Origin of the sequence: Rhodobacter sp. NTK016B, from assembly GCF_017303295.1 — a bacterium.
Taxonomy (GTDB): domain Bacteria; phylum Pseudomonadota; class Alphaproteobacteria; order Rhodobacterales; family Rhodobacteraceae; genus Pararhodobacter.
The window spans coordinates 196,498-220,210 of the sequence record NZ_JAFKOK010000010.1 but is presented as its reverse complement, the minus strand read 5'-3'; the positions used below and the strand labels follow the sequence as shown (position 1 = coordinate 220,210).

Sequence of the window (23,713 nt, the reverse complement as noted above, 5' to 3'; positions counted from 1 at the left end):
ACATCAGCACCGAGCGCTCGACGCGCCATGCGCCCCGGATCTGCGCTTCGGCGTGATAGGGGGCGGAAATGTAGACGATGCCGGCGCAGCTGCGGCTGACGCGGTCGGGCGAAGATCCCGCCACGACCAGCGCCGACCATAGCCCCTTGGGATTGAGCACGGGCGCCCAATCGATCCGCTTCTGATCGGGCAGGCGCAACCGTGGGGCCGGTATGGACGGCTGAATCGTCACGCAGCCACCCCGCGTTCGATCTGCACCCGGCGGCGCAGCACGGCCAGCAGAGCCGGCTGTCCGTCAGTGAGGATCCTGTTCTTTTGGTCGCGCACGATCTCCGTCAGCAATGCAAAACGCGCCTTCGCCTTCGCGGCATCCACGTCGAGATCCAGCGCCAATTCACCGAGGTGGCGGCCGCCGGCGAGCCCTCTGACCAAATCGAGGTCGAGCTCGGTGTCGAAGATCGAATCGGTAGCCAATGACTCTAGGTGGAACCACACCTCGCGCTGCAGCCCCCTCAGATCTTCCGGGCAGGCCATGCGCTTGTTTCGGGCGGCACCCTGCGGTGGGGTCGAGGGGGAAGGTGTCACCACCGCCGCAGGGGCCGCGTTCACGCCGGCCCGGGCCGAGGGAACGTCCCGGACCGGCGCGCGCTCCCGGGGGCCTGCTGTCGCGGGTGCGCTCTTCGGCGCTTCCGCGACCCCGGAAGTCTGAGATTGGGTGTCCCCCGGCGCAGCCTCGGCCGACACGCCTTGCGGCGACCCGATGCACTCGTCGGCGGGCGTCTTGCCGGGGGACAGAGCGGGGGCGACATCGCTGCCGGAACGGCCCCCGGTTCGAATGGTATTCGGCGCTGCAGCTTTCGCTTTCTTCAGACCAAGGCTGCGCCCACGTTCTCGCACAGCCGGCACCGGGCGCCCGAGTGCCTTGGCGATCGCAGGCCAGCTGTCGCCGGCCGCGTGCATGCGCCGGATCGTGTCTTCCTCTTCGGTCAGCCAAGGCCCGCGCAGGAGGCCGTCCTCGCCGATGACCCGTTCGCCATAGGGCGGGGACGCCTGCCCAGTCATTCCCTCGGCCGACGGGGCAGCGCCTTCGTCGTTTGCGTCCGCGTCCTGCGGCGCTGCCGCTGCGGGATACGTCGCGGTGACCGGGGCGTCATCGATCTCGATCACCGTGTCGACCGACCCCGGCAGGCCCCAGAGCGAGGGAACGCGCAGGGTTGCGTCGCGGTCCGTCAGCGACACCGTGACCTCCATCCCCGCACGCTCTAGCCTCTTGCCGGCATCACAAAACGCGCCAAGCGCCGCGCACAGGTCACGCGCTTCGGCGAGGGTCATTTGTTTCAGGCTCGGGTGCATTTCACGTCCTCCGGGCGGGCGGGGGTTTCGGCGGCCGTCACGACGCGAGGCGCCCACCAGACAAGCTCGGTGCCGTGATCCATGATCATGTCGCGGTGCTGGGTCAGCCCTGCGGCATCGAGCCGCGCGAGGGTTGCCTCAATCTCGGGCACGGGCGCCGCGACCTCTTCCCAGATCTCTGCCAGCGTTCGCACGCCCCCATGCGCGCGCAGCCAGACGACGATCCGCACCGCGCAACGGCCACAACGGCCGGCAAGGCGCATGACCTGTTCGTCGGCCAGCTCACCGAGGGGGCGGAAGGTCTCGGTCATGGCTCCACCGCCTCGGTCAGTTCGGCAACGGTGTCGCACAGGTTGGCTGCGGCACCCCGAGAGGACGCTGCAGCGCTGTCTCGGGGGCCCGTGAGCAGCCCGTTTTGCTTTACGGGCGATGCGTTCCTTGCGGAAAACGCAAAGAAGATGCCGGGCTTTCCGCGCCCTGCCCGGCGAGGGGGACCACCAACAGGTCGCCGTATGTTCGAAAGTGGGTCGGCGACCTGCGGTGCGGATCCTGTCTGGGCGGCTGTGTCGCCGCCGCCCAGCTTCGCGCCAGCCTGATCCTGCTCAGGATGGAAAGCCCCGGTTCTCTCCGCATGATGAAGGCGCTGCAGGAACCGGAAACCCCGCCCACCTCGACTTGAGCGCGCCGCGCTCGGGACAACGCCGCGCGGGCGCTGACCGGAAAGCGGCGGAAAAGCCGGGGCGACCTGAGCCGCCCCAGAGTTGAACAGGGAGGAACGCGCGAAGTCGCCCTCGCGCCGGGCAATACCCCAACCCGAGGCAATAAGGATCAGACGACTTCCCAGTCCTCCGAAAGCATGTCGGTCTGCGAGGCCAGCCAGCCGATAACCATCGAGCCGTCCGCCGCGCGCATGTCGATATGCGGCAGGAGCGTGATGTTGTGCCCGGTTTGCGGCTCCATCTCGTCCGCCCGATGCTTCGCAGCATGGCCGTCCTTCGCGTGTTGCGCCGGAAACTCGCTGCCCGGCGTGAGAGCAATCCACATGCCCTTGCCGTTCCACCCGGTGCGCCGAACGCGCTTTCCGTCCTTCAGCGCACGAAGCGCATTCCCGAAGTCCATGATGATCTCCTTGGTTTGAAGCCGGGGCCTCGACGGCAGCGCCGCCCCGGATAGCGCACCACGAGCGACCGTCGCGGGGACAACGCTCTGCCGTCGAATGGGAGGTCAGGCGTGCCCGAGCTTGCGCGCACGGCGCACAGCCCGGCGCTTGGCCGAGACGCGCTTTTGCTGCGCGACGGTCATCGATCGACCGGACCGCTTGCGTGCGGGCGCGGTCGGTTCGTGCTGCAGTCCGGATGGCGACCAGATGAAAGCCTGATCCGGAGTCATGGCCTGAGCCGGGCCGATGATGTACGGAAGCAATGCGGCGTAGCGCTTGAACATGGGGGGCCTCGTTGTTGATGATGGTGCCAGCCCGACAGGTTGCCGGTGCCGGGCTGGCTGGCCGCGCGAGGGAGGAGGGGCGCGCGGTATGGGAGGGGGAAAGCGGCATCGTCATGCTCATTTCTTCTTCGGCATCGGCGCGCGACGACCCGGCAGGCCGCAACACGGACACATCGCCAGCGCATGCGACTTGCCGCACCCGGGGCACAGGATTGACGCCCAGACCTCGGGGCAGCGCGGGGACCAGCCCCCGAAGGATCCGCGCGGCGCGCTCATGCTGCACCCGCCTGCTGCGCCACCGCTTCCCGAAGCGCAGCCAGCAGCGCCGCCTGATTGTCGATGCTGCCGCGATAGGTCACGGGCATCACCCGTTCCCAATGCGCCAAGCAATCGTCGGGCGAGCGGCCCGTCGCGGTGGCTGCGCGGATCGGGCCGAAGGACCCGCTGCACATCGCCTCGACCAGCGACAGAGAGGCTTCCAGTGTCCAGCCATCCATCACCGCCACATTCGCCACCCGGCGACCGATACAAGCGGGATCCCATGCCGGCACGGCACGGCGCAGCTGGCGGGGGCGGGACTGATTGAACACGGCGACCCTCACTTGACCACCTCGCGCAGCTCAGCGACCAGCCGGTCGAGAAAGGCCTGACTTTCCAGCGCCTCTTTCAGTGCGTTCTCGGGCGTGCCGCTTTGCGAAAGCATCGCCAGCACGGCGCTGATCGCCTCGCCGGTTTCGCGCGAGACATCGCCGGCCAGCTGCATCAGCGAGGCGTCCGCCGCAGCCTGCGGGCGGCTGGCCGCAAGCCATTCGCGCACCCGGTAATCGCCCGTCGCCTCTTCCAGCGCCATGATCTCATCGAGCGGCCAGGTCAGCGTCCCGTTGCACCGGCGCGAGATCGTCCCCTTGCGGGTGGCCTTGATCACGTCTTCGGCCTTGTCGCCGAACCGGGCGCCGATACGGCGTGCCGCGTTTTCCGGACCGCCGGCATGCTCGACAAGGCCTTGCATGAGGACGTGGATCATCGTCTGCGCGTCAGTCATGGAGACACCTGCGAAACCGAAGGTTGTTGGAAGAAGTCAGCGCCGCTGTCAGAGTGGAAAGTGCCGGCAAACAAGCCGCGCAGCTTCCGAGAGACCGAAAAGGAGCACAAAATGAGTGACGAGCAGGTCGCGACAGTCGGGCCAGACCACTTCCTTAAGCGCGAGAATTCGACGCCAGCAGAGTTCATCGACTCATCCATAGCTGCTGAGGCTATTTTCCCTGAGATGAGCGCTGTCATTGTCCGTCTCTGGGATTGCGAGACACAGTCGCACGAACCAGGCTCCAAAGTGCCTTTAGCCGAAGCAAGACAGTTCCGAATGTCCGCACGAACGGCTCGAATCCTTGCTCAGAACCTGCTTGCGGTAGCGGACGAAATTGAGGGGAAAGGTCACCGTCGCCAATGAAGTCGTAGCACGCGCCCCGTATCTCGCGTGCGGCGCCGGCAGTTGCCGCTTTAAACTCAGCTTCGTCTTCGTCAGGGCCCGGGGCGGACGGCAGGATGCTGGCGTCGCGCCCGTGGTCCCCGTGCTTGACGGGTGAGAAGCGCGCGCCATCCCAAAAGTAGAAGACGATATCGTCGGGAATGCGGATCATCGGGACGTCAGTCATGGCGGGTAACCGGGTTTCCTTGGCTTGTTGCGTTCTCAACGGCATGCTTGCCGGGTGAAGGAAATTCAGGGGGAACTGCGTTGGGGCAATTCGCTACGTTTGACCCGCTCAGCACGAAGGGCATTGCGGATCTTGCATTCGGTCTCGGGCCAGACCCGGCTACCCTTGCGCAGACGGCCGACGAGCCGCCCGTTGCCCGCCAACAGGATGCCGACCCGATGCTCCGAAAGCCCGGTTTCCGCGATAAACGTCTCGATTTCGGAGATGAGTTTTTGCGACATGCCGCTTTGTTGCACGCATTTGCGTGCAAGTCAATGCACGCAAAAACGTCCATGCGTGTGGCGCGCCAAAATGGTAGCGGAAAGAGCATGAAAGACGGATGGATCCAGCGCCTCTGGGAGGTCATCGAGCGGGACGGCAGGAGCCCTCGCGCCCTCAGCTTGGCGGCTGGGCTCGGACCGAACTACATCCAGCAGACCAAGTCGCGCGGCACGCATCCCGTTTCCGAGAAGCTGGTTTCCCTGCTTGACGAGCTGGGCCCGGAGGCAACGTTTTACGTGTACACCGGAATGAGCGCAGACGCGGACACGCTCGAGTTCCTAGAGCGATTGTCGGCTATGACCCCGGAGCAGCGGAAGATTGCGCGCGAGTTCTTTCAGGTGCTTGTAAAGACCGAAGAAAAGCCAGTGCTTCGCGCCTCTGAGCAGGTGTCATCTGAGCCCAAGCAAGAACCATAGCCTCGATATCGCACATGCCCGTCCTCCCCACTAGCAAGAAAAGAACATTTCGTGAACTGGTGCCCCGAGTCAACGCACCAGACCTTGCGGCACTCCTACCGGCTAAGTGGCATAGTTGGTTAATCCGCCAATCCTTAGTTGCAGAATCACGCCGCACCGAGGTCAACTGTACCGATCCGGTGCCGAAGCGCGCTCACCGGACAACGCTGGATATGTAAGGACTTTCTAGAGTGCCAGTACGCAGACTTCTCTTCGCCTCTCTGCTATGCGCCGCAGGTGGAGTACATGCCCAAGAAGCAAACCCTTGCCACGAGGCCGCAAACGACGCCGCGCGTCTAAGCTGTTATGATGAAGCTTCGGGCTACGACGCGCCAGAGGTTGAACAATCCTCCGGTGGTGAAGGCGGGGGGCAATGGCTTCTCCAAGAAGATACTAGCAGCATTGATGGGCGCCGAGATGTCTTCCTCTCCGTAATGAGCCAAAACACGCAGCCCGGCACTCTCGGCCGTCACGCCTCAGCACGGCTGTATGTTCGCTGCATGCAGAATTCGACCAATGTTTTCATTACGTTCAATGCGTACACCCCGGATGATCAGCAGGTGCGATACAGAATTGATGATCGCGCCGTCGCATCGGTCTACATGGAAGCCATGCGGGGCGGGGACGGAGTTGGCGTTTGGTCTGGCGGTAGGGCTATTCCATTCTTACGGGACCTCTTCGGCGCAAACACCCTGATCATGGAATACAGCAGTTACGAGCATAGCGGACTTGAGTTCGAGTTCGACGTTTCAGGGCTTCGGCAGCGCATCGAGCCACTTGCGGCCGCATGCAATTGGACGCCGTGAACGCTCGCACCGGACGATGCTGGATATGTGAGGAAGCGGCTATTCCCTGGCGCAGAACGGCGGGAGGTATCGGCAGCTAGCGCTTCCTGCACCGCATTTCATATCCGATCAAAGACCATAGCGCCCAGCCGATGGTGGGAATGCTCAGAAACAAGATAAACGAAAGGGCCAGAATTCGTTGAGTGTTCCAGACATAACCTCGATCCTCACAGTAGTTCTGCTGTCGGTAACCGTTTGGGCCAGCTTGAAGGCCCTGAAAGAGACACGCGCCGCAACGGAGGCCGCGCGCAACAGCCTCGACCTGACCAAAACCTACGGAGAAGCGCAAACCCGCGCCTATATCAGCTTCTGGGATGGGCATTTCAGTGACATCGAAGACGGCAAACCGATCGAGGTTACCATCGGCTTCCGAAACACCGGCAATTCGCCCTGTTTTATCACTGCCGCGTCCATAGGCATCAACGTCGCGCAAGGGCCGCTCGAAAGCATCGATCAAATGCCCGCCCTTGCCCCCGTCGACGTTCTCGGCACGAACGAACATGGACCCGGCGTGGAATGGTCGCGTAGCATCAAAACGAAACGCGCACTGACGGCGGATGAGGCGGCGAAAGTCATCAGCGGTGAGTACTTCGTCGCAGTGTCTTGCCTGACCCGGTACAGGGACATATTCGGCGCCACGCACAGTCTCAGAGTTGACGCCTATCGGCGACCGAATGGCAGCGCCCGGCAGCCCCAGCTCACCACTCTGGCCTTGCCCGGAGCCACCGGCGAAGACTAGGCACATGCTTGCAAGGCTCATCCGTAGGACTTTCATACACCCTTCCTCGCCCCGCCTCGCGCGGGGCTTTTTCATGCGCGCCACGATGGCGCCGGCGAGGGCACCTTAGCAGGCGATTCGAAAGAATGCACGCATTTGCGTTCATATAATCTTGTTATGCACGCATTAGCGTGTATAGTCCAACCCATCCCCGCCGAAGACGCCACCCGGCTGATCGCGGTTCACCTGATGGGAGACACCAATGCCCGACACCGACGACACCACCAACCTGATCGACCCGCTCGGGCCCGGCGACGAACGCGCCCGCTGGATCCGCTGGCGCCTGCTCAAGCGCGAACACCGCGCCCGGAACTGCACGTTCCGCACCACGCGGAGGTCCGCGTGATGGCCGATGATGACACCCTTGCGCGCTGCATCGCACTGATCGAGCGCGAAGTGCCGCGCCTCGCAGGCGAGGTCACGCCCGATCTGGTTTTCGCTGACCATGATCTCGACAGCCTCGACCTGATGGTCTTCGCGGTCGAGGCCGAGGACGCCTTCGATGTCCTGATCCCTGACAGCGCCCTCAATGCGATCACCACCCCGCGCGGGCTTGCCGAGGCCGTCGACGCGGCGCTCCGTCGCCAGCTGGGCGCACAGCCCGCCTGATCCAGGTTCCTGCCCCGCGCCGTTGAACGCCTCGGCGGCGCGCACCTGCCCGGGCGGCGTCTGTCCCGCCGCCCGGGCCTTTTCATTCCCCCGAGGTTTCCATGTCCCAGACAGTCACAGCCCCCGACGACAGCCCCGTCACCGTTCTGACGCCCCTGTCGGATTGCTACGTTCACGCGCTCAACACCCGGACCGAGCCACCCTCGGCCGAGATCGAGACGCTGGCCGACTCCATCGCCGATCTCGGCTTGCTGCAGAACCTTGCTGGATGGTTCGACCCGGCCGAGCCCGAGAAAGTCGGCATCGTCGCCGGCGGGCGCCGCCTGCGCGCAATGATCCTGCTGGCAACGCGCGAGGGCCGGTCCCCCGACGAGACGCGCGTGCCGGTCAAGCTGGCGCCCGACGAGGACACCGCGCGCATTTGGGCCTCGGCCGAGAACACCGCGCGCGCCGCGCTGCACCCGGCTGACGAGGTTCGCGCCTATGGCCGCATGGCCGCGAAAGGGGCGGACCCGAACGCTATTGCCCGGGCCTTCGCCGTCAGCGAGCGGCATGTGCGCCAGCGCCTGAAGCTTGCCCAGCTGCCCCAGCCGGTGCTGGGCGCCCTGCGCGAGGGCAAGATCAGCCTCGACCAGGCCGGGGCCTTCACCGTCGCCACCAGCGCCGAAGCGGCCGAGGCCGAACTGCAGCGCGTGCTGGAGTCGCGTTGGGGCAACGGCGCGGCCGAGATCCGGAGCCGTCTCTCGCATGCCTCGATCGAAATGCACGATCGGCGCGTCAGGCTGGTGGGGATCGACGCCTATCGCGCCGCCGGCGGGACGGTGTTGGAAGATCTCTTCACTGACCAGGTGCAGCTGCTCGACGAGGCGATCCTCGACGAGCTGGTGAAACGGCGCCTCTCCGATGCCGTCGATTTCAATCTCGCGCGCGGCTGGAAATGGGTCGAGGTGGTCGAGGCTTTCGACCGCTTCGATGCAGGGCTGAAAATGGAGCGGATCTGGCCGAAGCCTATCGAATTGCCCGAGGCCGACGCGCTCGAATTGGCCGAGCTGCGGGATCGGGGGGTAGAGGAAGAGCTCACCGAAGCCGAGATCGAGCGCATGGATGAACTCGAAGAGCGAGAGGCTGGGGACTATTCCGACGAAGACCGCGCCACATCGGGACTCTTCCTTTTCTTGGCTCTGGAGGGAACGATAGAAACGCACGGTCCTTTCCGGCGCCGGGAAGACAGGCCCGGTAACTCGGGCGCAGGCGAGGGCGGCGACAGCGCGGTCAAGGTCGAGGCCAAGGCCCTGCCGAACAACCTGCTCGAAGATCTCGCGAAGATCCGCCTTGCCGCTCTGCAGCGCCGCGCGGCCGCGCAGACCGAGCTGATGCTCGACCTTCTGGCGTGGCAGATATCGGGCGGGATGCGCGCCTATGAGCGGGTGCTCGGGATCTCTGTCGACCGTCCGTCGATCGCGCCGGAAAAGACCGAGGGCTTCGAACTTCCCGAGTCGCTGGTGGATCCCGAGCCGGGCGTGGAAAGCGCCACGCCTGAGCGCTTTGCTGCGTTCCGTGCCCTCGGCAAGAAGCATCGCAACGAGGTCCTGACGCGGGCGCTTGGCCGCTTGCTGATGCCGCACAGTGACATGGCGCCGTGGATCGCCGCGCAGCTGACGCCCGATCCCCGCCAGATCTGGACGCCCACCGCCGCCGGATATCTCGGTCGCCTGCCGGTGCCGGTGCTGGATCGGCTCTGGGCCGAGCTGGTCCCCGAAGATCGCCGCGAAAGTCTGGAGTTCGACGGCAAGAAGAAAGGCGAGAAGGCGAAGATCCTGGAACGCCTGTTCAACGAAGCCGATTTCCGCGAAGCCCTCGGCCTCTCGCGCGACATGAATGCCCGGATCGACGCATGGCTGCCGGAGCAGCTCCAATGGCCGAGCGTGGAGGGGGCGTGATGCCTGACAAGATCCCGCCCTTCATTCATCGCTGCGCGAGCGAGGAAACCGGCGCCATGCACGAGCACGTCGTCACCGCGCTGGACATCCTCGCGGGGCACAACTGCGCCAAGTGCTGGGAGCGGTACTGCACCCCGGAGCAGGCGGCGGCACACATCTATCGTTACCTTGCGGAGGCCACGCAATGACCGACCGCTTTTCCCTTGTCAGGGAGGATGCTTCATGCCCGACGGCCTGACCTGCCCACGCTGCGATGGCGCGACAGCCGTGATCGACTCGCGCGGCGCGGCGCTCGGAGATCTCCCGACTATCCGGCGGCGCCGGCGTTGCGCGCGCTGCGATCACCGCTTCACCACCTACGAGCTGCAGGACGCCGTGATCGCCGCCGTCGAACAACGCCTTGAGGCGATCGACACTCTCCGGACCATGGCGCAGCGGCCCGTGAGCTTGACTGAACCGATTTTCCGTAGGGAGGCACCTTATGACCGCTGAGACATCCCCGAAGACTGGAACGATCTGCATTGTAGAAGCTATCCCCCAGCCGTGGCGGCAGATGATTGTCGCGTTGATGGAGGGAAAAGATGCCGCCGAAGCCCGCGCCACCGCCGCCGAATCTGCGAATCGCGAAGCCTATGATCAAGGCATGGACGATGCCGCCGACCAGATCCTTGCATGGCTTGCCAGTGCGGTTGGCGGTGAGGACTATATCCCGTGCGATGGCACCGAGGAGTGGGGCGGCGATGTTCACGGCACGATATACGCCATCCTCAAAGCAGGCCGCGTGCTGGACGATGAAGACGGGCGGATCGCGAAGATCGACGACCTGACCCGCGCCACCGCCGCCGAGGCCCAGCTTGCCGCCAACCGGGAGCGCAAGACGTTCCCGATCCTGAACAGCGGAGGCGCGCGCTTCGATTATCAGCTCGTCGCGGATCATGGCGGGCAGGCGAAGGCCAACCACTACCAGACGGTCGATCGGTTGGCAGAGCGGGGCGGGCTGTCGTGGCAGGAGCTGCATGCGGTTCTGCTCGACCGCAAGTTCCAGAAAGTAGATCAGAACACGGCTATTGTGGAGTGCCGGGCGATCGAGGGCCGGTATCTCGCCGCCCTCGAACCCAACGCAGCCGCACATCCCGACGACGCCGCTGTTGACCGCTTCGCCATCGCCATGAAGGCTAAGCTGGCGAAGAAGCGCGCAGACGGTCGCGGGGGCTGGGAAGGCCCAGACTGCACCGCCGCCTTCCTTTCTCAGCTGCTGCGCGAACACGTCGAGAAGGGCGATCCCGTAGACGTCGGAAACTTCGCGATGATGTTGCACCAGCGTGACGAGCGGATCGTGCCGATCCTGTCGGCGCTGGAAAGACCCTGACCATGGGCACGACATACGCGACCAAGGCTCAGATCGCCCGCGCGATCGCCGTTTGGAAGGAGAAGGTCGGCGACGTCGGGGCCGTGCATCTAGGGCCCGACGCGTCGATCCGCATCGAGGCGCCGGTTGACCGGGCGCCCGAACCAAAGCACGATCCGAGGGAGCCGGAAGCGTGGTAGAAGAGATGCGCCTGAAATACGTGACGACCGAACGCCTGCCATCGGGGGCGACGCGATACCGTTTCCGGCGCAACGGCAAAGTGACAACCTTGCGGGGCGAACCCGGCAGCCGGGAGTTCCATGAACACTACGCCGCGCTGATCGATGACGTCCCGGTCGTACCGATGAAAGCGGTTCGCGGATCCGTGGAATGGCTTGTCGGGCTCTATCTGGAAGATCTGGAGCGGAAGGTTGCGGCGCGGCTCGCATCGCCCCTGACACTGAAGGGCAAGCGCCATCATCTCGGGCGGCTGGTCGAGGAATACGGACCCAAAAGCGCAGAGATGCCGCGCTCTGCCGTCATCAAGATCGCCGACAAATACGCGGCCACGCCCGGCGCGGCGGACAACCTGATCAAGGGAGTATCCGGCCTCTATATCTGGGCGATCCAGCGCGAATACGTCCAGTGCGACAACCCGGCGCGGGGTGTCAAACGCATGACCCGCAAGACCCGGGGCTTCGCGCCATGGACCGCAGAAGACATCGCGCAGTTTCTGGCCTTCCATGGGCCAGGCACGACGGCGAGGCGCACGCTCATGCTCGCGGCTTGCACAACGGCCCGGCGCGGGGATCTGTGCCAGATCGGCAGGCAGCACGAGGTGATGCGCGGGGGCCGGAAATGGCTGCGCTGGGAGCAGAACAAGGCGCCGCACGAGATCGTCGAGATGCCCATTTCGCGCGCGCTGCTCGACGACTTGGCTGGGCACGGCAACATGACCTACATCCTGACGAGCTACGGGGCGCCCTACAGTGCGGCGGGCCTCGGCAACGCCTTCAGGAAATGGGCGGATGATGCCGGACTGAAAGGCCGTAGCCTGCACGGCATCCGGAAGGGCGTGGCTGCCATGCTGACCGCGTCCGGGGCAACGTCCGGCGAGATCGACGTGCTGCTCGGCCATGAAATGGGAAGTCCGGAGACCAAGGTCTATGTCCGCAGCGCCGCCCGCGCGAGCTTGGCCGAGACCGTCGTGGACCGCATCGACGCGCTGCTCGGATAGCCAAAGTGTACCACGCCGGAAACCCGCAGTGTACCACGCCGGAAATTACTCAATAAAATCAGAGCGTGTTCGCCTAGTGTTCATGCGGCATGGTAGGCCCGGAGGGACTCGAACCCCCAACCAAGGCGTTATGAGCGCCCTGCTCTGACCATTGAGCTACAGGCCCAGCCGCGTCTTCCGTAGCAGGTTGTACGCGGGGGTCAAGCTTCGGGAAAGAGGCGTGTTTGGTGGGCTTTTGCGCGCCAGCTTGACCCGGTGGTCCGGCATTCCGTATCCTGCGGCGATATTTCTTTGGTCATTTGTTTTCGGGGACATATGCAGGGCATTGGTTTGGGGGCGGTCGTCTGGCTGTGTCTCGCCTGTTCGGCGATGGCGCAGGCGCCTGCAGAGATGTCCGAAACGGGTGCGTCATCTGCCTCGCCGCCCGCAGCCGAGGCGCCGGTGCCGTCTGTCGCCGACGGGGCCGAGCCCGCGCCAGAGACCGCGCCGGAGTCCGGCACCGAAACTGTCTCCCGCGAACCGGCCGAGGCCCCGCAGACCCCGCCCGATCCGGTGCTCTATGCCTATTCCGGCCCCGAACACGGCGAGATCGAAGGCATTCTTATCGACGGGACGCAGGGGCATATCGCCACCTTTCAGCACGCGCTGAACGTGGCGCTTCTGGCCTGCGGGGCCGAGATCGCCATCGACCCCGATGGCATGTTCGGCCCGCGAACCCGCGATGCGATCCGGCGGCTGACCGAATGCGACGGGATCGCCGCGCATCTGCCCGAGAACAGCGCGGCGCGCGACGGGGCCATCACGCAGGCGCTGTGGGAGCTTCTGGTGCCCATGCGCCCGGCACCGGGTCCGCGCGCGCGGGCCGGGGCGCTGCTGCTGTCCTTCGAAGGGACCGATATCACCGAGCAGGCGCGCTGGAATTTCTGCCAGAACAACCGAGAGATCTACGATCCCGGCGCCGAGGATCCGACCTGCCTGACGAATGACCGCTGGTCCTATCTGACATGGGGGCCGAACGGCGCGACGGCGGGGCATGGACGCGAGATCCTCGCGATCCTTGCGCGCGTCGATCGCTTCGATCCCGACCTGATCGATCGCGCCTTCCGGACCGAGGCCGGGGCCGTGCGCCGGATGTTCGACCTGTCGCTGCCCTTGGGCGACGATGACGAGCTGCGCCGCTATCTGTGCGGCGTCTACGCCGATCCCGAGCGCCGCGAACACTGGGCGCAGGGGTTCGCCGATCTGGGCACACGGCCCGAGGTGCGCTCGATCTACCGGCGGCTCTATGACTCGGCCAGTTTCGACGGCGGCAAGATCCGCACCTTCATCGAGGCATGGCGCCATGCCGGGCTGGAACCGACCGAGGTGGATTTCGCCTTTTTCAGCGACCGTGCCGCGCATACCGCCGTGCGCAATCTCGAGATCCGGCGCATCCTGCGGCGCATCATGGCACGGGGCGGGGCCGAGATGACGCCCGCGCAGATCCGCCGCGCCTTTGCCCGGCAGGCTCTGGTGTCGAACCGCTCGCAGCGCGGGCCCCGGCTGGGGCGCGACGTGACCTATTACGTCGATGCGCTCGAGGACGGGCTCACGCGGTCCGAGCGCCTGAACTGGGAGCGCGTGGGCGCGCGGCGCGCGTCGGCGGTGGGGCTGAGCGATGCGCGCCCGGCGCCCGAGCTGCAGGTCGGCCCGCCCAGCACATGGCGGGCGAATGGCGCGCGGCCGCTGACCGACGACGAGGCGGCGCTGTGCCCGGCGCCGGTTCTCAATCCGCGTTCACCACGACGCGGAAGCTGACACAACGCGATCCGGCAGGATCGCGGCTTTCATGCGCATTGATCCCCGGCTCGGGATGGGGTAACCGGCGCGAAACTTCCTCGGGGGACACGATGACCGGGACCAAGGGACTGACTTATGCCCAGGCGGGCGTCGATATTGATGCCGGTAACGCGCTGGTCGAACGGATCAAGCCGGCGGCGAAACGCACGACGCGCGCGGGCACGATGTCGGGCCTTGGCGGCTTCGGCGCGCTGTTCGATCTGAAGGGCGCGGGCTACGAAGACCCGATCCTTGTCGCCGCGACCGACGGCGTCGGCACCAAGCTGCGCATCGCCATCGATACCGGCAATGTCGACACGATCGGCATCGACCTTGTGGCGATGTGCGTCAACGATCTGGTCTGTCAGGGCGCCGAGCCGCTCTTCTTCCTCGATTACTTCGCCACCGGCAAGCTCGAGGTCGAGGAAGCCGCACGGATCATCGAGGGCATCGCCGAGGGCTGCGCCCAGTCGGGTTGCGCGCTGATCGGCGGCGAGACGGCCGAGATGCCGGGCATGTACCATGCGGGCGATTTCGACCTTGCCGGTTTTGCCGTTGGCGCGATGGAGCGCGGGCAGGATCTGCCCAAGGGCGTGAAAGCGGGTGACGTGCTGCTGGGCCTTGCCTCGGACGGGGTGCATTCGAACGGCTATTCGCTGGTGCGCAAGATCGTCGAGAAGACGGGCCTGTCGTGGGATGCCTCGTGCCCCTTCGGCCCCGGCACGCTTGGCGAAGCCCTGCTGGCGCCGACGCGGCTGTATGTCCGTCCGGTTCTGGGCGCGATCAAGGCGGGTGGTGTTCATGCGCTCGCGCATATCACCGGCGGCGGCCTGACCGAGAACCTGCCGCGCGTGTTGCCCGACGGGCTGGGGGCGAAGATCGACCTTGGTGCTTGGGAATTGCCGCCGGTCTTCCGCTGGCTTGCCAAGCACGCCGAGTTGGAAGAGGCCGAGCTATTGAAGACCTTCAATGCTGGGATCGGCATGATCCTCGCTGTCGATGCCGAGCGTGCCGACGATCTCGAAGCGTTGCTGATCGGCGCGGGCGAGATCGTGTCGCGTCTGGGTCACGTCGTCGAGGGAGAGGGCGTGGCCTATACCGGGTCGCTTCTGTGACACGCGTCGCCATCCTGATTTCGGGCGGCGGCTCGAACATGGTGGCGTTGGCGCAGTCGATGACGGGCGATCACCCGGCGCGTCCGGTTCTGGTGATGTCGAACGATCCCGCCGCCCGGGGACTGACGCGGGCCGCCGAGATGGGCATTCCCACCGATGCCGTCGATCATCGTGACTTCAAAGGGGATCGCGCGGCTTTCGAGGCGGCGCTTCTCGACCCCTTGCTCAGGGCCGAGACCGACGTGCTGTGCCTTGCCGGGTTCATGCGCATCCTGACCCCGGAATTCACCCGCCGTTTCGAAGGGCGGATGCTGAATATCCATCCCTCGCTTTTGCCGAAGTATCCCGGCCTGCACACGCATCAGCGCGCGCTGGATGCCGGCGATACCGAGGCGGGCTGCACCGTCCACGAAGTCACCGCCGAACTGGATGCCGGGCCGCTTCTGGGGCAGGCGCGGGTGCCGGTTCTGCCGGGCGACGATGCCGGCACCTTGGCCGCACGTGTGTTGGTACAGGAGCATCTGCTCTATCCTGCCGTGCTGCGCCGCTTCGTCGAGGGCGAGCGCGCGCCGCTTATTCTGTAACCCGCCACGGCAGGCAGGCCAGCAGCGTCAGCGACACGGCCGCCAGCGCGGCTAACAGCCACAGCGTGATCCATGGCCCCAGCGTTGCCAGCGATGCCGCCATCGCGAAGGGGGACAGCGCTGCGACCAGCATCCGCAGGCTGGCCAGCCGTCCCAGCCGCGCGGCATAGCCCATCAGCCCGAACAGCGCCAAGGGCACCGTGCCGCGCACGGTGGTGGCCAGACCCTGCCCGATGCCGAACAGAATGGCGAAGACGGATGCTGTCAGCACGCCCACCGGCGCCAAGACCAGCACGACGAGCGCCAGCACCAGACAGGCCATCGCCACCAGCGCGGTCCACATCGGGTGACGATGGCTGGCAAACAGCATGTCGAGCACCCGCGCGCCCACCTGCGACGGTCCCATCAGCGCGCCCGCGGCGACCGCCGTGGCCTCGGGCAGTCCGACCGCGCCCAGCACGGGCACCCATTGCGCGCTGAAGGCCGACATCACCGCCCAGCTCAGGCTCAGCCCCAGCGCCAGCAGCACCATCGCCCGGCCATGCAAGCGGCGGGGCAGGGGGGCGAAACGGGGTGCGCCGGGGACTTGCCTTGTCTCGGCGCCGTTGCCTTTGGGCAGCGACAGATGCAGCGGCAGGCACAGGATCAGGTGCAGCGCGGCGAAGGCCAGATAGGTCTCGCGCCAGCCCCAGCCCTGCGACAGATACAGCGTTAGCGGCCAGAATACGGTCGAGGCAAAGCCGCCGACCATCGTCGTCATGGTAATCGCTGCCCGTGCGCGCGCCTCGCCCACCGCTTGCGCGACGGCGGCGAAAGCCGCGTCGTACAGCACCAGCGGGGCCAGCATCTCGACCGCGATCAGGGTCAGCACCAGGCCCCACACCGCGCCCGCCTGTGACAGCAGCGCAAACGCAACCGCACAGCCGATCGAGCCCGCCGCCATCATCCGCCGCGCGCCATGCCGGTCGATCAGCCGCCCGGCCAGCGGCGCGGTGAAGGCCCCCGACAGCAGGGCCACGGAAAGGCAGGCGAAGGCGGCGGTGGTGGAAATCCCCAGTTCGCCGCTGAGCGGTGCCACCAGCACCCCGAACGCGTAATAGATCGAACCGAAGCCTACGATCTGCGTGATGCCCAGCGTCAGAACCGGCCTGATCGTACCGCGCCAGCCCGCAAGCGGCGGGTCCTTTCGCGGTGTTCCGGGCGCCGCGGACGGGGGGCGGGGTGTTTGCGCTGCCATGAAAACGACTCGTAATCCTGCTGTCTCCGTGGCCGCCTTGGCGGGCCGCGCGCAGTGTTGCCCCGACGCGATCACGGTTCCGATACTTGTGATCACACGTTTTCAGGGTGTGATCACAAAACGAAGAAAAACCCCTCATCGCGAAGTTTTGCACGAATATTTCGTTTGTGCCACGATGGTCTTGTGTCATTACACGGCAAAATTCGCAGCAACGGGGGCAGTTCCGTGAACATCCATGAATACCAGGCCAAGGCGCTTTTGCGCACCTACGGCGTGCCGGTGTCGGACGGCCGAGTCGTCCTGAAAGCCGAAGAAGCCAAGACGGCGGCGGGCGAGCTCGACGGTCCGCTCTGGGTCGTCAAGGCGCAAATCCACGCCGGTGGCCGCGGCAAGGGCTCGTTCAAGGAAGCCGAAGCAGGCGAAAAGGGCGGTGTCCGCCTTGCCAAATCGGTGGAAGAAGCAGAAGCGATGACCAAGCAGATGCTGGGTCGCACGCTGGTCACGCACCAGACCGGCCCTGCCGGCAAGCAGGTCAACCGCATCTATATCGAGGACGGCTCGGATATCGAGACCGAACTCTACCTCGCTCTGCTGGTCGATCGCGGCACCTCGCGCGTGTCGTTCGTCTGCTCGACCGAGGGCGGCATGGATATCGAAGAAGTCGCCGCGTCGACGCCCGAAAAGATCCTGTCCTTCAGCGTTGACCCGGCGTCCGGGCTGTCGGATTTCCACGGCCGCCGCGTCGCCTTCGCGCTGGGCCTGAAGGGTCCTCAGGTCAAGCAATGCGTGGCTCTGGTCAAGAATCTCTATCGCGCCTTCATCGAGAAGGACATGGAGATGCTCGAGATCAACCCGCTGATCGTCATGACCGACGGCAATCTGAAGGCGCTCGACGCCAAGATCGGTTTCGACGGCAACGCGATCTATCGCCATGCCGATATCGCGTCGCTGCGCGATGAGACCGAAGAGGATCCGAAGGAACTCGCCGCGTCGAAATACGACCTGAACTACATCGCGCTCGACGGCGAGATCGGCTGCATGGTGAACGGCGCCGGTCTGGCGATGGCCACGATGGACATCATCAAGCTCTACGGCGCCGAGCCCGCAAACTTCCTCGACGTGGGCGGTGGCGCCACGAAAGAGAAAGTGACCGAGGCCTTCAAGATCATCACCTCGGACCCGAACGTCAAAGGCATCCTGGTGAACATCTTCGGCGGCATCATGCGCTGTGACATCATCGCCGAAGGCACCATCGCCGCGGTGAAGGAAGTCGGTCTGCAGGTTCCGCTGGTCGTGCGTCTCGAAGGCACCAATGTCGAGCAGGGCAAGAAAATCATCAACGACAGCGGTCTCAACGTGATCGCCGCGGACAACCTGTCCGACGCCGCCGAGAAAATCGTGAAAGCGGTGAAGGGGTAAATAGAATGGCCATTCTCGTCAACGAAAACACCAAGGTTATCTGTCAGGGCTTCACCGGCTCGCAGGGGACCTTTCACTCGGAACAGGCCATCGCTTACGGCACCAAGATGGTCGGCGGTGTGACGCCCGGCAAAGGCGGCACCACGCATCTGGACCTGCCGGTCTTCAACTCGGTGCATGAAGCCAAGCATGTCACCGAAGCGAATGCCTCGGTCATCTACGTGCCGCCGCCCTTCGCGGCCGACTCGATCCTCGAAGCGATCGACGCCGAGATGGAACTGATCATCTGCATCACCGAGGGCATCCCGGTGCTCGACATGATGCGCGTGAAGCGGGCGCTGATCGACAGCAAGTCGCGGCTGATCGGCCCGAACTGCCCGGGTGTCATCACGCCTGACGCCTGCAAGATCGGCATCATGCCCGGCCATATCCACAAGCGTGGGTCGGTCGGCGTCGTGTCGCGTTCGGGCACGCTGACCTACGAGGCCGTCAAGCAGACCTCGGATATGGGGCTGGGCCAGTCGACCGCCGTCGGCATCGGCGGCGACCCGATCAAGGGCACCGAGCATATCGACGTGCTGGACATGTTCCTCGACGACGACGAGACGCAGTCGATCATCATGATCGGCGAGATCGGCGGCGCGGCCGAGGAAGAAGCGGCCGAGTTCCTGAAGGAACAGAAGAAAAAAGGCCGCTACAAGCCGACCGCCGGTTTCATCGCGGGGCGCACGGCCCCTCCGGGCCGTCGCATGGGCCATGCCGGCGCCATCGTCTCGGGCGGCAAGGGCGACGCGGAATCGAAGATCGAGGCCATGAAATCGGCCGGGATCGTCGTTGCCGACAGCCCCGCGACGCTGGGCGAAGCCGTCATGAAGGCGATCAAGGGCTAAGCGCCATGCATCCTCCGGCCGCCATTGCGACCCCTGTTGACGCCCCCGACCATGCGGTCGGGGCGTTGGCGGTTGCTCGCCGGGGCCGGCGGGCGGATGCTGCCCACAGCGCGAAAGCCGGGCCGTGCGCGGCCCGCTTTTCTGACCCGGCCGGAATTCGGGCGCCGCAGCCCCGGACCGGGCGCGGCAACAATTTTCTGGCTGCGCGCCTGTCGAGCCCTATGGTTGGGGCAGGCCCCGATAGCGGCGCTCCGGCGCAAACCCGTGCACGTGTCAACGCTCCGGTCACGATCGTGCCTCAGAGTATCGCCAAGACGCGGATCGGCGGCGTCGCTGGTGACATGAGACACACGTCGAACCGTTCGAACCCTTAAGTTTCCTTCCCTCATGCCGAGGACAAACAGATGAACGATCAAAGCCCCAACGACGCCATGCATGCCACGTCCTTCCTGGACGGGGCGAATGCCGATTACATCGACCAGATGCAGGCGCGATACGCGCAGGATCCGGCCAGCGTCGACAGTGCGTGGGCGGAGTTCTTCGAAGCCAATGGCGACGATTACGCCACCGCCACCAAGCAGGCCGAAGGGCCGAGCTGGGCACGCAAGGACTGGCCGCCGACCCCCGACAGCGAGGTGATGGGCGCACTGACCGGCATGTGGCCCGCCGCAGCCGAGGGCAAGGCCGCGGGTGACAAGATCCGCGCCAAGGCCGCCGAAAAGGGCGTCGAGGTGACCGACACGCAGGTCCAGCGCGCCGTTCTGGACAGCCTGCGCGCGCTGATGATCATCCGCGCCTACCGGATCCGGGGCCATCTGATCGCCAATCTCGACCCGCTCAGCATGCGCGACGAGTCGATGCATCCCGAGCTGGATCCGAAGGCCTATGGCTTCACCGACGCCGATATGGATCGCCCGATCTTCATCGATAACGTGCTGGGGCTGCAGGTCGCTTCGATGCGGCAGATCATCGAGATCCTCAAGCGTACCTATTGCGGTACTTTCGCACTGCAATTCATGCATATCTCGAACCCGCAGGAAGCCGCGTGGCTGAAAGAGCGGATCGAGGGCTATGGCAAGGAAATCACCTTCACCAAGATGGGTCGCCGCGCGATCCTGAACAAACTGGTCGAGGCCGAGGGTTTCGAGAAATTCTGCCACGTCAAGTTCATGGGCACCAAGCGTTTCGGCCTTGATGGCGCCGAAGCGCTGATCCCGGCGATGGAGCAGATCGTCAAGCGCGGCGGCGCGCTGGGCGTGAAGGATATCGTCATCGGCATGCCGCACCGCGGTCGCCTGTCGGTGCTGGCCAATGTCATGTCCAAGCCCTATCGCGCGATCTTCAACGAATTCCAGGGCGGCAGCTTCAAGCCTGACGATGTCGACGGTTCGGGCGATGTGAAATACCACCTCGGCGCCTCGTCGGACCGGGAATTCGACGGCAATGTCGTGCACCTGTCGCTGACCGCGAACCCGTCGCACCTTGAAGCCGTGAACCCGGTCGTTCTGGGCAAGGTCCGCGCCAAGCAGGACCAGCTGAACGATGCCGAGCGGACTGCCGTGCTGCCGATCCTGCTGCACGGGGACGCGGCCTTTGCCGGTCAGGGCGTTGTGGCCGAATGCCTGCAGCTGTCGGGGATCAAGGGGCACCGCACCGGCGGCTGCATCCATATCATCGTCAACAACCAGATCGGCTTTACCACCGCGCCGCATTTCTCGCGCACCTCGCCCTATCCGACGGATATCGCGCTGATGGTCGAAGCGCCGATCTTCCACGTCAACGGCGACGATCCCGAAGCCGTGGTTCACGCCGCCAAGGTCGCGACCGAGTTCCGTCAGCGTTTCGGCAAGGACGTGGTCATCGACATCTTCTGCTACCGCCGCTTTGGTCACAACGAGGGCGACGAGCCCATGTTCACCAACCCCGCGATGTACAAGAACATCAAGCGCCACAAGACGACGCTGCAGCTTTACACCGAGCGTCTGGTGAATGACGGTCTCATCCCCGAGGGCGAGATCGAGGACATGAAGGCCGCTTTCCAGTCGCATCTCAACAGCGAGTTCGAGATCGCCAAGGAATTCCGCCCCAACAAGGCCGACTGGCTGGACGGGCGCTGGAAGACCATGAAGCCGAAGGACCAGAACTATCAGCGCGGTCAGACGGCGATCAAGGAAGAGACGCTGCAGGAAATCGGCAAGGCGCTGACCAGCCATCCGACGGATTTCGATCTGCACCGGACGGTCGGGCGTCAGCTCGAAGCGAAGAAGAAGATGTTCGAAAGCGGGCAGGGCTTCGACTGGGCCACGGCCGAGGCGATGGCGTTCGGCTCGCTCATGGTCGAGGGGTATCCCGTCCGTCTGGCCGGGCAGGATTGTACGCGCGGCACCTTCTCGCAGCGGCATTCGGCCTTTGTCGATCAGAACACCGAAGAGCGGTACTACCCGCTGAACCATATCCGGGCCGGGCAGGCGCGTTACGAAGTCATCGACTCGATGCTGTCGGAATACGCGGTGCTGGGTTTCGAATACGGCTATTCGCTGTCCGAACCCAATGCGCTGGTCGCGTGGGAAGCGCAGTTCGGCGACTTCGCCGACGGCGCGCAGATCATGTTCGACCAGTTCATCAACTCGGGCGAGTCGAAATGGCTGCGGATGTCGGGTCTGGTGCTGCTGTTGCCGCACGGCTTCGAAGGGCAGGGCCCCGAGCACAGCTCGGCGCGTCTGGAACGCTTCCTGCAGATGTCGGCCGAGGATAACTGGATCGTCGCCAACTGCTCGACCCCGGCGAACTACTTCCACATCCTGCGCCGTCAGATGCACCGCGACTATCGCAAGCCGCTGATCCTGATGACGCCGAAATCGCTGCTGCGTCACCCGATGTGCACCTCGACCAGCGCCGATTTCACCGAAGGGTCCACCTTCCACCGGATCCTGTGGGACGATGCCGAAAAGGGCAACAACTCGAAGATCACGCTGAAGCCCGACGCCGAGATCAAGCGTGTGGTGATGTGTTCGGGCAAGGTCTATTTCGACCTGCTGGCCGAGCGCGATGAGCGCGGTCTCGACGACACCTATCTTCTGCGTGTCGAGCAGCTCTATCCGTTCCCGGCGCAGTCGATCTGTCAGGAACTCGCGCGGTTCAAGAACGCCGAGATGGTCTGGTGTCAGGAAGAGCCGAAAAATCAGGGGTCGTGGTCGTTCATCGCGCCCCTTCTCGAAGAGGCGCTGATCGAAATCGGCGCCAAGCAAACGCGCGCCCGCTATGCCGGTCGCTCCGCCTCGGCCTCGCCCGCCACGGGTCTGGCCTCGCGCCACAAGTCTCAGCAAGAAGCGCTCGTCAACGAAGCGCTGTCGTCGGAAGGAAAGTAACATCATGAGCATCGAAGTCCGCGTGCCCACGCTTGGTGAGAGCGTCTCGGAAGCGACCATCGCCACCTGGTTCAAGAAGCCGGGGGATGCCGTCTCTGCCGATGAGATGCTGTGCGAGCTGGAAACCGACAAGGTGACGGTCGAGGTTCCGGCGCCCGCTTCCGGCACCCTGTCGGAAATCATCGCCGCCGAAGGCGAAACCGTCGGCGTGAACGCTCTGCTGGCGATGATCTCGGAAGGCGAGGGCGCAGCCCCCGCGCCGAAATCGGACGATAAGTCCGACGCCAAGGCTGACGACAAGCCCGCCGAAGAGCCGAAGGCCGACGCGCCCAAGGAAGAGCCCAAGAAAGACGGCGAGAAAAAGGGCGAAGACGCCCCCTCGGCCAAGAAGGCGATGGCCGAAGCAGGCCTGTCGTCTGATCAGGTCGAAGGCACCGGCCGCGACGGCCGCGTTATGAAGGAAGACGTGCAGCGCGCGGTGTCCGACGGCACCAAGGCGTCGCCCGCCCAGACCTCGGCCCCTGCGCCGGTCTCGGTGCCGCGTGGCCCGGTTCCCGCCGATGACGCGGTGCGCGAAGAGCGGGTGAAGATGACCCGCCTGCGTGCCACCATCGCCCGCCGCCTGAAGGACGCTCAGAACACCGCCGCGATGCTGACCACCTATAACGAGGTGGACATGTCGGCGGTGATGGCGCTGCGCAACGAATACAAGGCGCAGTTCGAGAAGAAGCACGGCGTGAAGATGGGCTTCATGTCCTTCTTCGTCAAAGCCTGCTGCCACGCGCTGAAAGAAGTCCCCGAGGTCAACGCCGAGATCGACGGCCAGGAAATCGTCTACAAGAACTACGTCCATATGGGCGTGGCCGTGGGCACGCCGTCGGGTCTGGTTGTGCCGGTCGTGCGCGATGCCGACCAGATGAGCTTTGCCGGCATCGAGAAGAAGATCGGCGAGCTTGGCCTGCGCGCCCGCGACGGCAAGCTGTCGATGGCGGAAATGCAGGGCGGTTCGTTCACCATCTCGAATGGCGGTGTCTATGGCTCGCTGATGTCCTCGCCGATCCTGAACCCCCCGCAATCGGGGATTCTGGGCATGCACAAGATCCAGGACCGCCCGGTCGTGGTGGACGGTCAGATCGTCATCCGTCCGATGATGTATCTGGCGCTGTCCTACGATCACCGGATCGTCGACGGCAAAGGCGCCGTGACCTTCCTCGTGCGCGTCAAGGAAGCGCTGGAAGATCCGCAGCGCCTGCTGCTGGACCTGTAAGACCGACAGGCAGGGACGCACCCATGCTCAAGGG

The 23,713-nt window shown here is 65.0% G+C and carries 27 protein-coding genes, 1 tRNA gene and 1 pseudogene; 19 read left to right on the top strand and 10 right to left on the bottom strand.

Annotated elements, in window-relative coordinates; genetic code table 11:
- The 7 genes and pseudogenes from JI664_RS14860 to JI664_RS14830 form a co-directional block, all read right to left on the bottom strand.
- A pseudogene (locus JI664_RS14860) lies at positions 1 to 232 on the bottom strand (hypothetical protein); the annotation flags it as partial.
- Positions 229 to 1,353, bottom strand: coding sequence for an SANT/Myb-like DNA-binding domain-containing protein (locus JI664_RS14855; RefSeq protein WP_207014530.1), 1,125 nt, complete (start codon positions 1,351 to 1,353; stop codon positions 229 to 231). The pseudogene JI664_RS14860 and the gene JI664_RS14855, both read right to left, overlap by 4 nt.
- Positions 1,338 to 1,664: a hypothetical protein gene (locus tag JI664_RS14850; RefSeq protein ID WP_207014529.1), complete on the bottom strand. Its 327-nt coding sequence runs from the start codon at positions 1,662 to 1,664 to the stop codon at positions 1,338 to 1,340. Before JI664_RS14850 ends, JI664_RS14855 begins: the two co-directional genes overlap by 16 nt.
- Positions 1,665 to 2,181: 517 nt before the next feature.
- Positions 2,182 to 2,472: a DUF2829 domain-containing protein gene (locus tag JI664_RS14845; RefSeq protein ID WP_207014528.1), complete on the bottom strand. Its 291-nt coding sequence runs from the start codon at positions 2,470 to 2,472 to the stop codon at positions 2,182 to 2,184.
- A 105-nt stretch (positions 2,473 to 2,577) separates the two neighbouring features.
- A complete protein-coding gene (locus tag JI664_RS14840) occupies positions 2,578 to 2,796 on the bottom strand; it encodes a hypothetical protein (protein ID WP_207014527.1) in 219 nt (72 codons plus the stop codon).
- A 272-nt stretch (positions 2,797 to 3,068) separates the two neighbouring features.
- Entirely contained in the window at positions 3,069 to 3,386 is a 318-nt protein-coding gene (locus tag JI664_RS14835) for a hypothetical protein (RefSeq protein WP_207014526.1), read from the bottom strand.
- Positions 3,387 to 3,394: 8 nt separating this feature from the next.
- On the bottom strand, positions 3,395 to 3,838 hold the full coding sequence (locus JI664_RS14830; RefSeq protein WP_207014525.1) for a hypothetical protein: 444 nt from the start codon (positions 3,836 to 3,838) through the stop codon (positions 3,395 to 3,397).
- Between the two features lie 111 nt (positions 3,839 to 3,949).
- On the opposite strand from JI664_RS14830, the gene JI664_RS14825 reads away from it, so the two are divergent.
- On the top strand, positions 3,950 to 4,243 hold the full coding sequence (locus JI664_RS14825; protein ID WP_207014524.1) for a hypothetical protein: 294 nt from the start codon (positions 3,950 to 3,952) through the stop codon (positions 4,241 to 4,243).
- Positions 4,244 to 4,513: 270 nt separating this feature from the next.
- On the opposite strand, the gene JI664_RS14820 is transcribed toward JI664_RS14825, so the two are convergent.
- On the bottom strand, positions 4,514 to 4,729 hold the full coding sequence (locus JI664_RS14820; RefSeq protein WP_207014523.1) for a hypothetical protein: 216 nt from the start codon (positions 4,727 to 4,729) through the stop codon (positions 4,514 to 4,516).
- Positions 4,730 to 4,816: 87 nt separating this feature from the next.
- On the opposite strand from JI664_RS14820, the gene JI664_RS14815 reads away from it, so the two are divergent.
- The 11 genes from JI664_RS14815 (at position 4,817) to JI664_RS14765 (ending at position 11,981) form a co-directional block, all read left to right on the top strand.
- Positions 4,817 to 5,185: a hypothetical protein gene (locus JI664_RS14815; protein ID WP_207014522.1), complete on the top strand. Its 369-nt coding sequence runs from the start codon at positions 4,817 to 4,819 to the stop codon at positions 5,183 to 5,185.
- Positions 5,186 to 5,415: 230 nt separating this feature from the next.
- Positions 5,416 to 6,030 (top strand): type VI secretion system-associated protein TagO, encoded by a 615-nt coding sequence (locus JI664_RS14810; RefSeq protein WP_207014521.1) that lies wholly within the window; start codon positions 5,416 to 5,418, stop codon positions 6,028 to 6,030.
- A gap of 244 nt (positions 6,031 to 6,274) precedes the next feature.
- Entirely contained in the window at positions 6,275 to 6,808 is a 534-nt protein-coding gene (locus JI664_RS14805; RefSeq protein WP_207014520.1) for a hypothetical protein, read from the top strand.
- A 241-nt stretch (positions 6,809 to 7,049) separates the two neighbouring features.
- The gene (locus tag JI664_RS14800; RefSeq protein WP_207014519.1) at positions 7,050 to 7,193 is read left to right on the top strand and encodes a hypothetical protein; all 144 of its coding nucleotides are present in this window, start codon (positions 7,050 to 7,052) and stop codon (positions 7,191 to 7,193) included.
- Positions 7,193 to 7,456 (top strand): phosphopantetheine-binding protein, encoded by a 264-nt coding sequence (locus JI664_RS14795; RefSeq protein ID WP_207014518.1) that lies wholly within the window; start codon positions 7,193 to 7,195, stop codon positions 7,454 to 7,456. The genes JI664_RS14800 and JI664_RS14795 overlap by 1 nt, the downstream gene beginning before the upstream one ends.
- 101 nt (positions 7,457 to 7,557) lie before the next feature.
- Positions 7,558 to 9,396 carry a ParB/RepB/Spo0J family partition protein gene (locus tag JI664_RS14790; RefSeq protein ID WP_207014517.1) on the top strand — a complete coding sequence of 613 codons (1,839 nt, stop codon included), beginning with the start codon at positions 7,558 to 7,560 and terminating at the stop codon, positions 9,394 to 9,396.
- The gene (locus JI664_RS14785) at positions 9,396 to 9,584 is read left to right on the top strand and encodes a hypothetical protein (RefSeq protein WP_207014516.1); all 189 of its coding nucleotides are present in this window, start codon (positions 9,396 to 9,398) and stop codon (positions 9,582 to 9,584) included. Before JI664_RS14790 ends, JI664_RS14785 begins: the two co-directional genes overlap by 1 nt.
- A gap of 34 nt (positions 9,585 to 9,618) precedes the next feature.
- Positions 9,619 to 9,888 (top strand): hypothetical protein, encoded by a 270-nt coding sequence (locus JI664_RS14780; protein ID WP_207014515.1) that lies wholly within the window; start codon positions 9,619 to 9,621, stop codon positions 9,886 to 9,888.
- On the top strand, positions 9,878 to 10,765 hold the full coding sequence (locus JI664_RS14775) for a hypothetical protein (protein ID WP_207014514.1): 888 nt from the start codon (positions 9,878 to 9,880) through the stop codon (positions 10,763 to 10,765). Before JI664_RS14780 ends, JI664_RS14775 begins: the two co-directional genes overlap by 11 nt.
- Positions 10,766 to 10,767: 2 nt before the next feature.
- Positions 10,768 to 10,944, top strand: a complete 177-nt coding sequence (locus JI664_RS14770; protein WP_207014513.1) for a hypothetical protein — start codon at positions 10,768 to 10,770, stop codon at positions 10,942 to 10,944.
- Positions 10,938 to 11,981: a site-specific integrase gene (locus JI664_RS14765; RefSeq protein WP_207014512.1), complete on the top strand. Its 1,044-nt coding sequence runs from the start codon at positions 10,938 to 10,940 to the stop codon at positions 11,979 to 11,981. Before JI664_RS14770 ends, JI664_RS14765 begins: the two co-directional genes overlap by 7 nt.
- 90 nt (positions 11,982 to 12,071) lie before the next feature.
- On the opposite strand, the gene JI664_RS14760 is transcribed toward JI664_RS14765, so the two are convergent.
- A tRNA-Ile gene (locus JI664_RS14760) sits at positions 12,072 to 12,147 on the bottom strand.
- 149 nt (positions 12,148 to 12,296) lie between these two features.
- Here JI664_RS14760 and JI664_RS14755 point away from each other — a divergent pair.
- The 3 genes from JI664_RS14755 to purN all read left to right on the top strand — a co-directional run bounded on the left by JI664_RS14755 (position 12,297) and on the right by purN (position 15,498).
- Positions 12,297 to 13,778: a hypothetical protein gene (locus JI664_RS14755; protein WP_207014511.1), complete on the top strand. Its 1,482-nt coding sequence runs from the start codon at positions 12,297 to 12,299 to the stop codon at positions 13,776 to 13,778.
- Positions 13,779 to 13,870: 92 nt separating this feature from the next.
- Complete coding sequence (purM, locus tag JI664_RS14750; protein ID WP_207014510.1) at positions 13,871 to 14,914, top strand: phosphoribosylformylglycinamidine cyclo-ligase; 1,044 nt, start codon at positions 13,871 to 13,873, stop codon at positions 14,912 to 14,914.
- Complete coding sequence (gene purN / locus JI664_RS14745) at positions 14,911 to 15,498, top strand: phosphoribosylglycinamide formyltransferase (protein WP_207014509.1); 588 nt, start codon at positions 14,911 to 14,913, stop codon at positions 15,496 to 15,498. Before purM ends, purN begins: the two co-directional genes overlap by 4 nt.
- Here the strand turns inward: purN and JI664_RS14740 are convergent.
- Positions 15,488 to 16,735 (bottom strand): MFS transporter, encoded by a 1,248-nt coding sequence (locus tag JI664_RS14740; protein ID WP_207014508.1) that lies wholly within the window; start codon positions 16,733 to 16,735, stop codon positions 15,488 to 15,490. The two genes, purN and JI664_RS14740, sit on opposite strands and share 11 nt — an antisense overlap.
- Before the next feature lie 225 nt (positions 16,736 to 16,960).
- Here JI664_RS14740 and sucC point away from each other — a divergent pair, with 225 nt between their 5' ends.
- From sucC to odhB, 4 genes are all read left to right on the top strand, one after another.
- Complete coding sequence (sucC, locus tag JI664_RS14735) at positions 16,961 to 18,154, top strand: ADP-forming succinate--CoA ligase subunit beta (protein ID WP_207014507.1); 1,194 nt, start codon at positions 16,961 to 16,963, stop codon at positions 18,152 to 18,154.
- 5 nt (positions 18,155 to 18,159) lie between these two features.
- Positions 18,160 to 19,044 carry a succinate--CoA ligase subunit alpha gene (sucD, locus tag JI664_RS14730; RefSeq protein ID WP_207014506.1) on the top strand — a complete coding sequence of 295 codons (885 nt, stop codon included), beginning with the start codon at positions 18,160 to 18,162 and terminating at the stop codon, positions 19,042 to 19,044.
- A 404-nt stretch (positions 19,045 to 19,448) separates the two neighbouring features.
- Positions 19,449 to 22,412 carry a 2-oxoglutarate dehydrogenase E1 component gene (locus JI664_RS14725; RefSeq protein ID WP_207014505.1) on the top strand — a complete coding sequence of 988 codons (2,964 nt, stop codon included), beginning with the start codon at positions 19,449 to 19,451 and terminating at the stop codon, positions 22,410 to 22,412.
- A 4-nt stretch (positions 22,413 to 22,416) separates the two neighbouring features.
- Complete coding sequence (gene odhB, locus JI664_RS14720; RefSeq protein WP_207014504.1) at positions 22,417 to 23,679, top strand: 2-oxoglutarate dehydrogenase complex dihydrolipoyllysine-residue succinyltransferase; 1,263 nt, start codon at positions 22,417 to 22,419, stop codon at positions 23,677 to 23,679.
- Positions 23,680 to 23,713: the final 34 nt, after the last annotated feature.

Coding starts and splice junctions, on each gene's coding strand:
- JI664_RS14855 (WP_207014530.1), bottom strand. CDS start 1,353: ATGCACCCGAGCCTGAAACAAATGACCCTCGCCGAAGCGCGTGACCTG.
- JI664_RS14850 (WP_207014529.1), bottom strand. CDS start 1,664: ATGACCGAGACCTTCCGCCCCCTCGGTGAGCTGGCCGACGAACAGGTC.
- JI664_RS14845 (WP_207014528.1), bottom strand. CDS start 2,472: ATGGACTTCGGGAATGCGCTTCGTGCGCTGAAGGACGGAAAGCGCGTT.
- JI664_RS14840 (WP_207014527.1), bottom strand. CDS start 2,796: ATGTTCAAGCGCTACGCCGCATTGCTTCCGTACATCATCGGCCCGGCT.
- JI664_RS14830 (WP_207014525.1), bottom strand. CDS start 3,838: ATGACTGACGCGCAGACGATGATCCACGTCCTCATGCAAGGCCTTGTC.
- JI664_RS14825 (WP_207014524.1), top strand. CDS start 3,950: ATGAGTGACGAGCAGGTCGCGACAGTCGGGCCAGACCACTTCCTTAAG.
- JI664_RS14820 (WP_207014523.1), bottom strand. CDS start 4,729: ATGTCGCAAAAACTCATCTCCGAAATCGAGACGTTTATCGCGGAAACC.
- JI664_RS14815 (WP_207014522.1), top strand. CDS start 4,817: ATGAAAGACGGATGGATCCAGCGCCTCTGGGAGGTCATCGAGCGGGAC.
- JI664_RS14800 (WP_207014519.1), top strand. CDS start 7,050: ATGCCCGACACCGACGACACCACCAACCTGATCGACCCGCTCGGGCCC.
- JI664_RS14795 (WP_207014518.1), top strand. CDS start 7,193: ATGGCCGATGATGACACCCTTGCGCGCTGCATCGCACTGATCGAGCGC.
- JI664_RS14790 (WP_207014517.1), top strand. CDS start 7,558: ATGTCCCAGACAGTCACAGCCCCCGACGACAGCCCCGTCACCGTTCTG.
- JI664_RS14785 (WP_207014516.1), top strand. CDS start 9,396: ATGCCTGACAAGATCCCGCCCTTCATTCATCGCTGCGCGAGCGAGGAA.
- JI664_RS14780 (WP_207014515.1), top strand. CDS start 9,619: ATGCCCGACGGCCTGACCTGCCCACGCTGCGATGGCGCGACAGCCGTG.
- JI664_RS14775 (WP_207014514.1), top strand. CDS start 9,878: ATGACCGCTGAGACATCCCCGAAGACTGGAACGATCTGCATTGTAGAA.
- JI664_RS14770 (WP_207014513.1), top strand. CDS start 10,768: ATGGGCACGACATACGCGACCAAGGCTCAGATCGCCCGCGCGATCGCC.
- JI664_RS14755 (WP_207014511.1), top strand. CDS start 12,297: ATGCAGGGCATTGGTTTGGGGGCGGTCGTCTGGCTGTGTCTCGCCTGT.
- purM (WP_207014510.1), top strand. CDS start 13,871: ATGACCGGGACCAAGGGACTGACTTATGCCCAGGCGGGCGTCGATATT.
- JI664_RS14740 (WP_207014508.1), bottom strand. CDS start 16,735: ATGGCAGCGCAAACACCCCGCCCCCCGTCCGCGGCGCCCGGAACACCG.
- sucD (WP_207014506.1), top strand. CDS start 18,160: ATGGCCATTCTCGTCAACGAAAACACCAAGGTTATCTGTCAGGGCTTC.
- JI664_RS14725 (WP_207014505.1), top strand. CDS start 19,449: ATGAACGATCAAAGCCCCAACGACGCCATGCATGCCACGTCCTTCCTG.
- odhB (WP_207014504.1), top strand. CDS start 22,417: ATGAGCATCGAAGTCCGCGTGCCCACGCTTGGTGAGAGCGTCTCGGAA.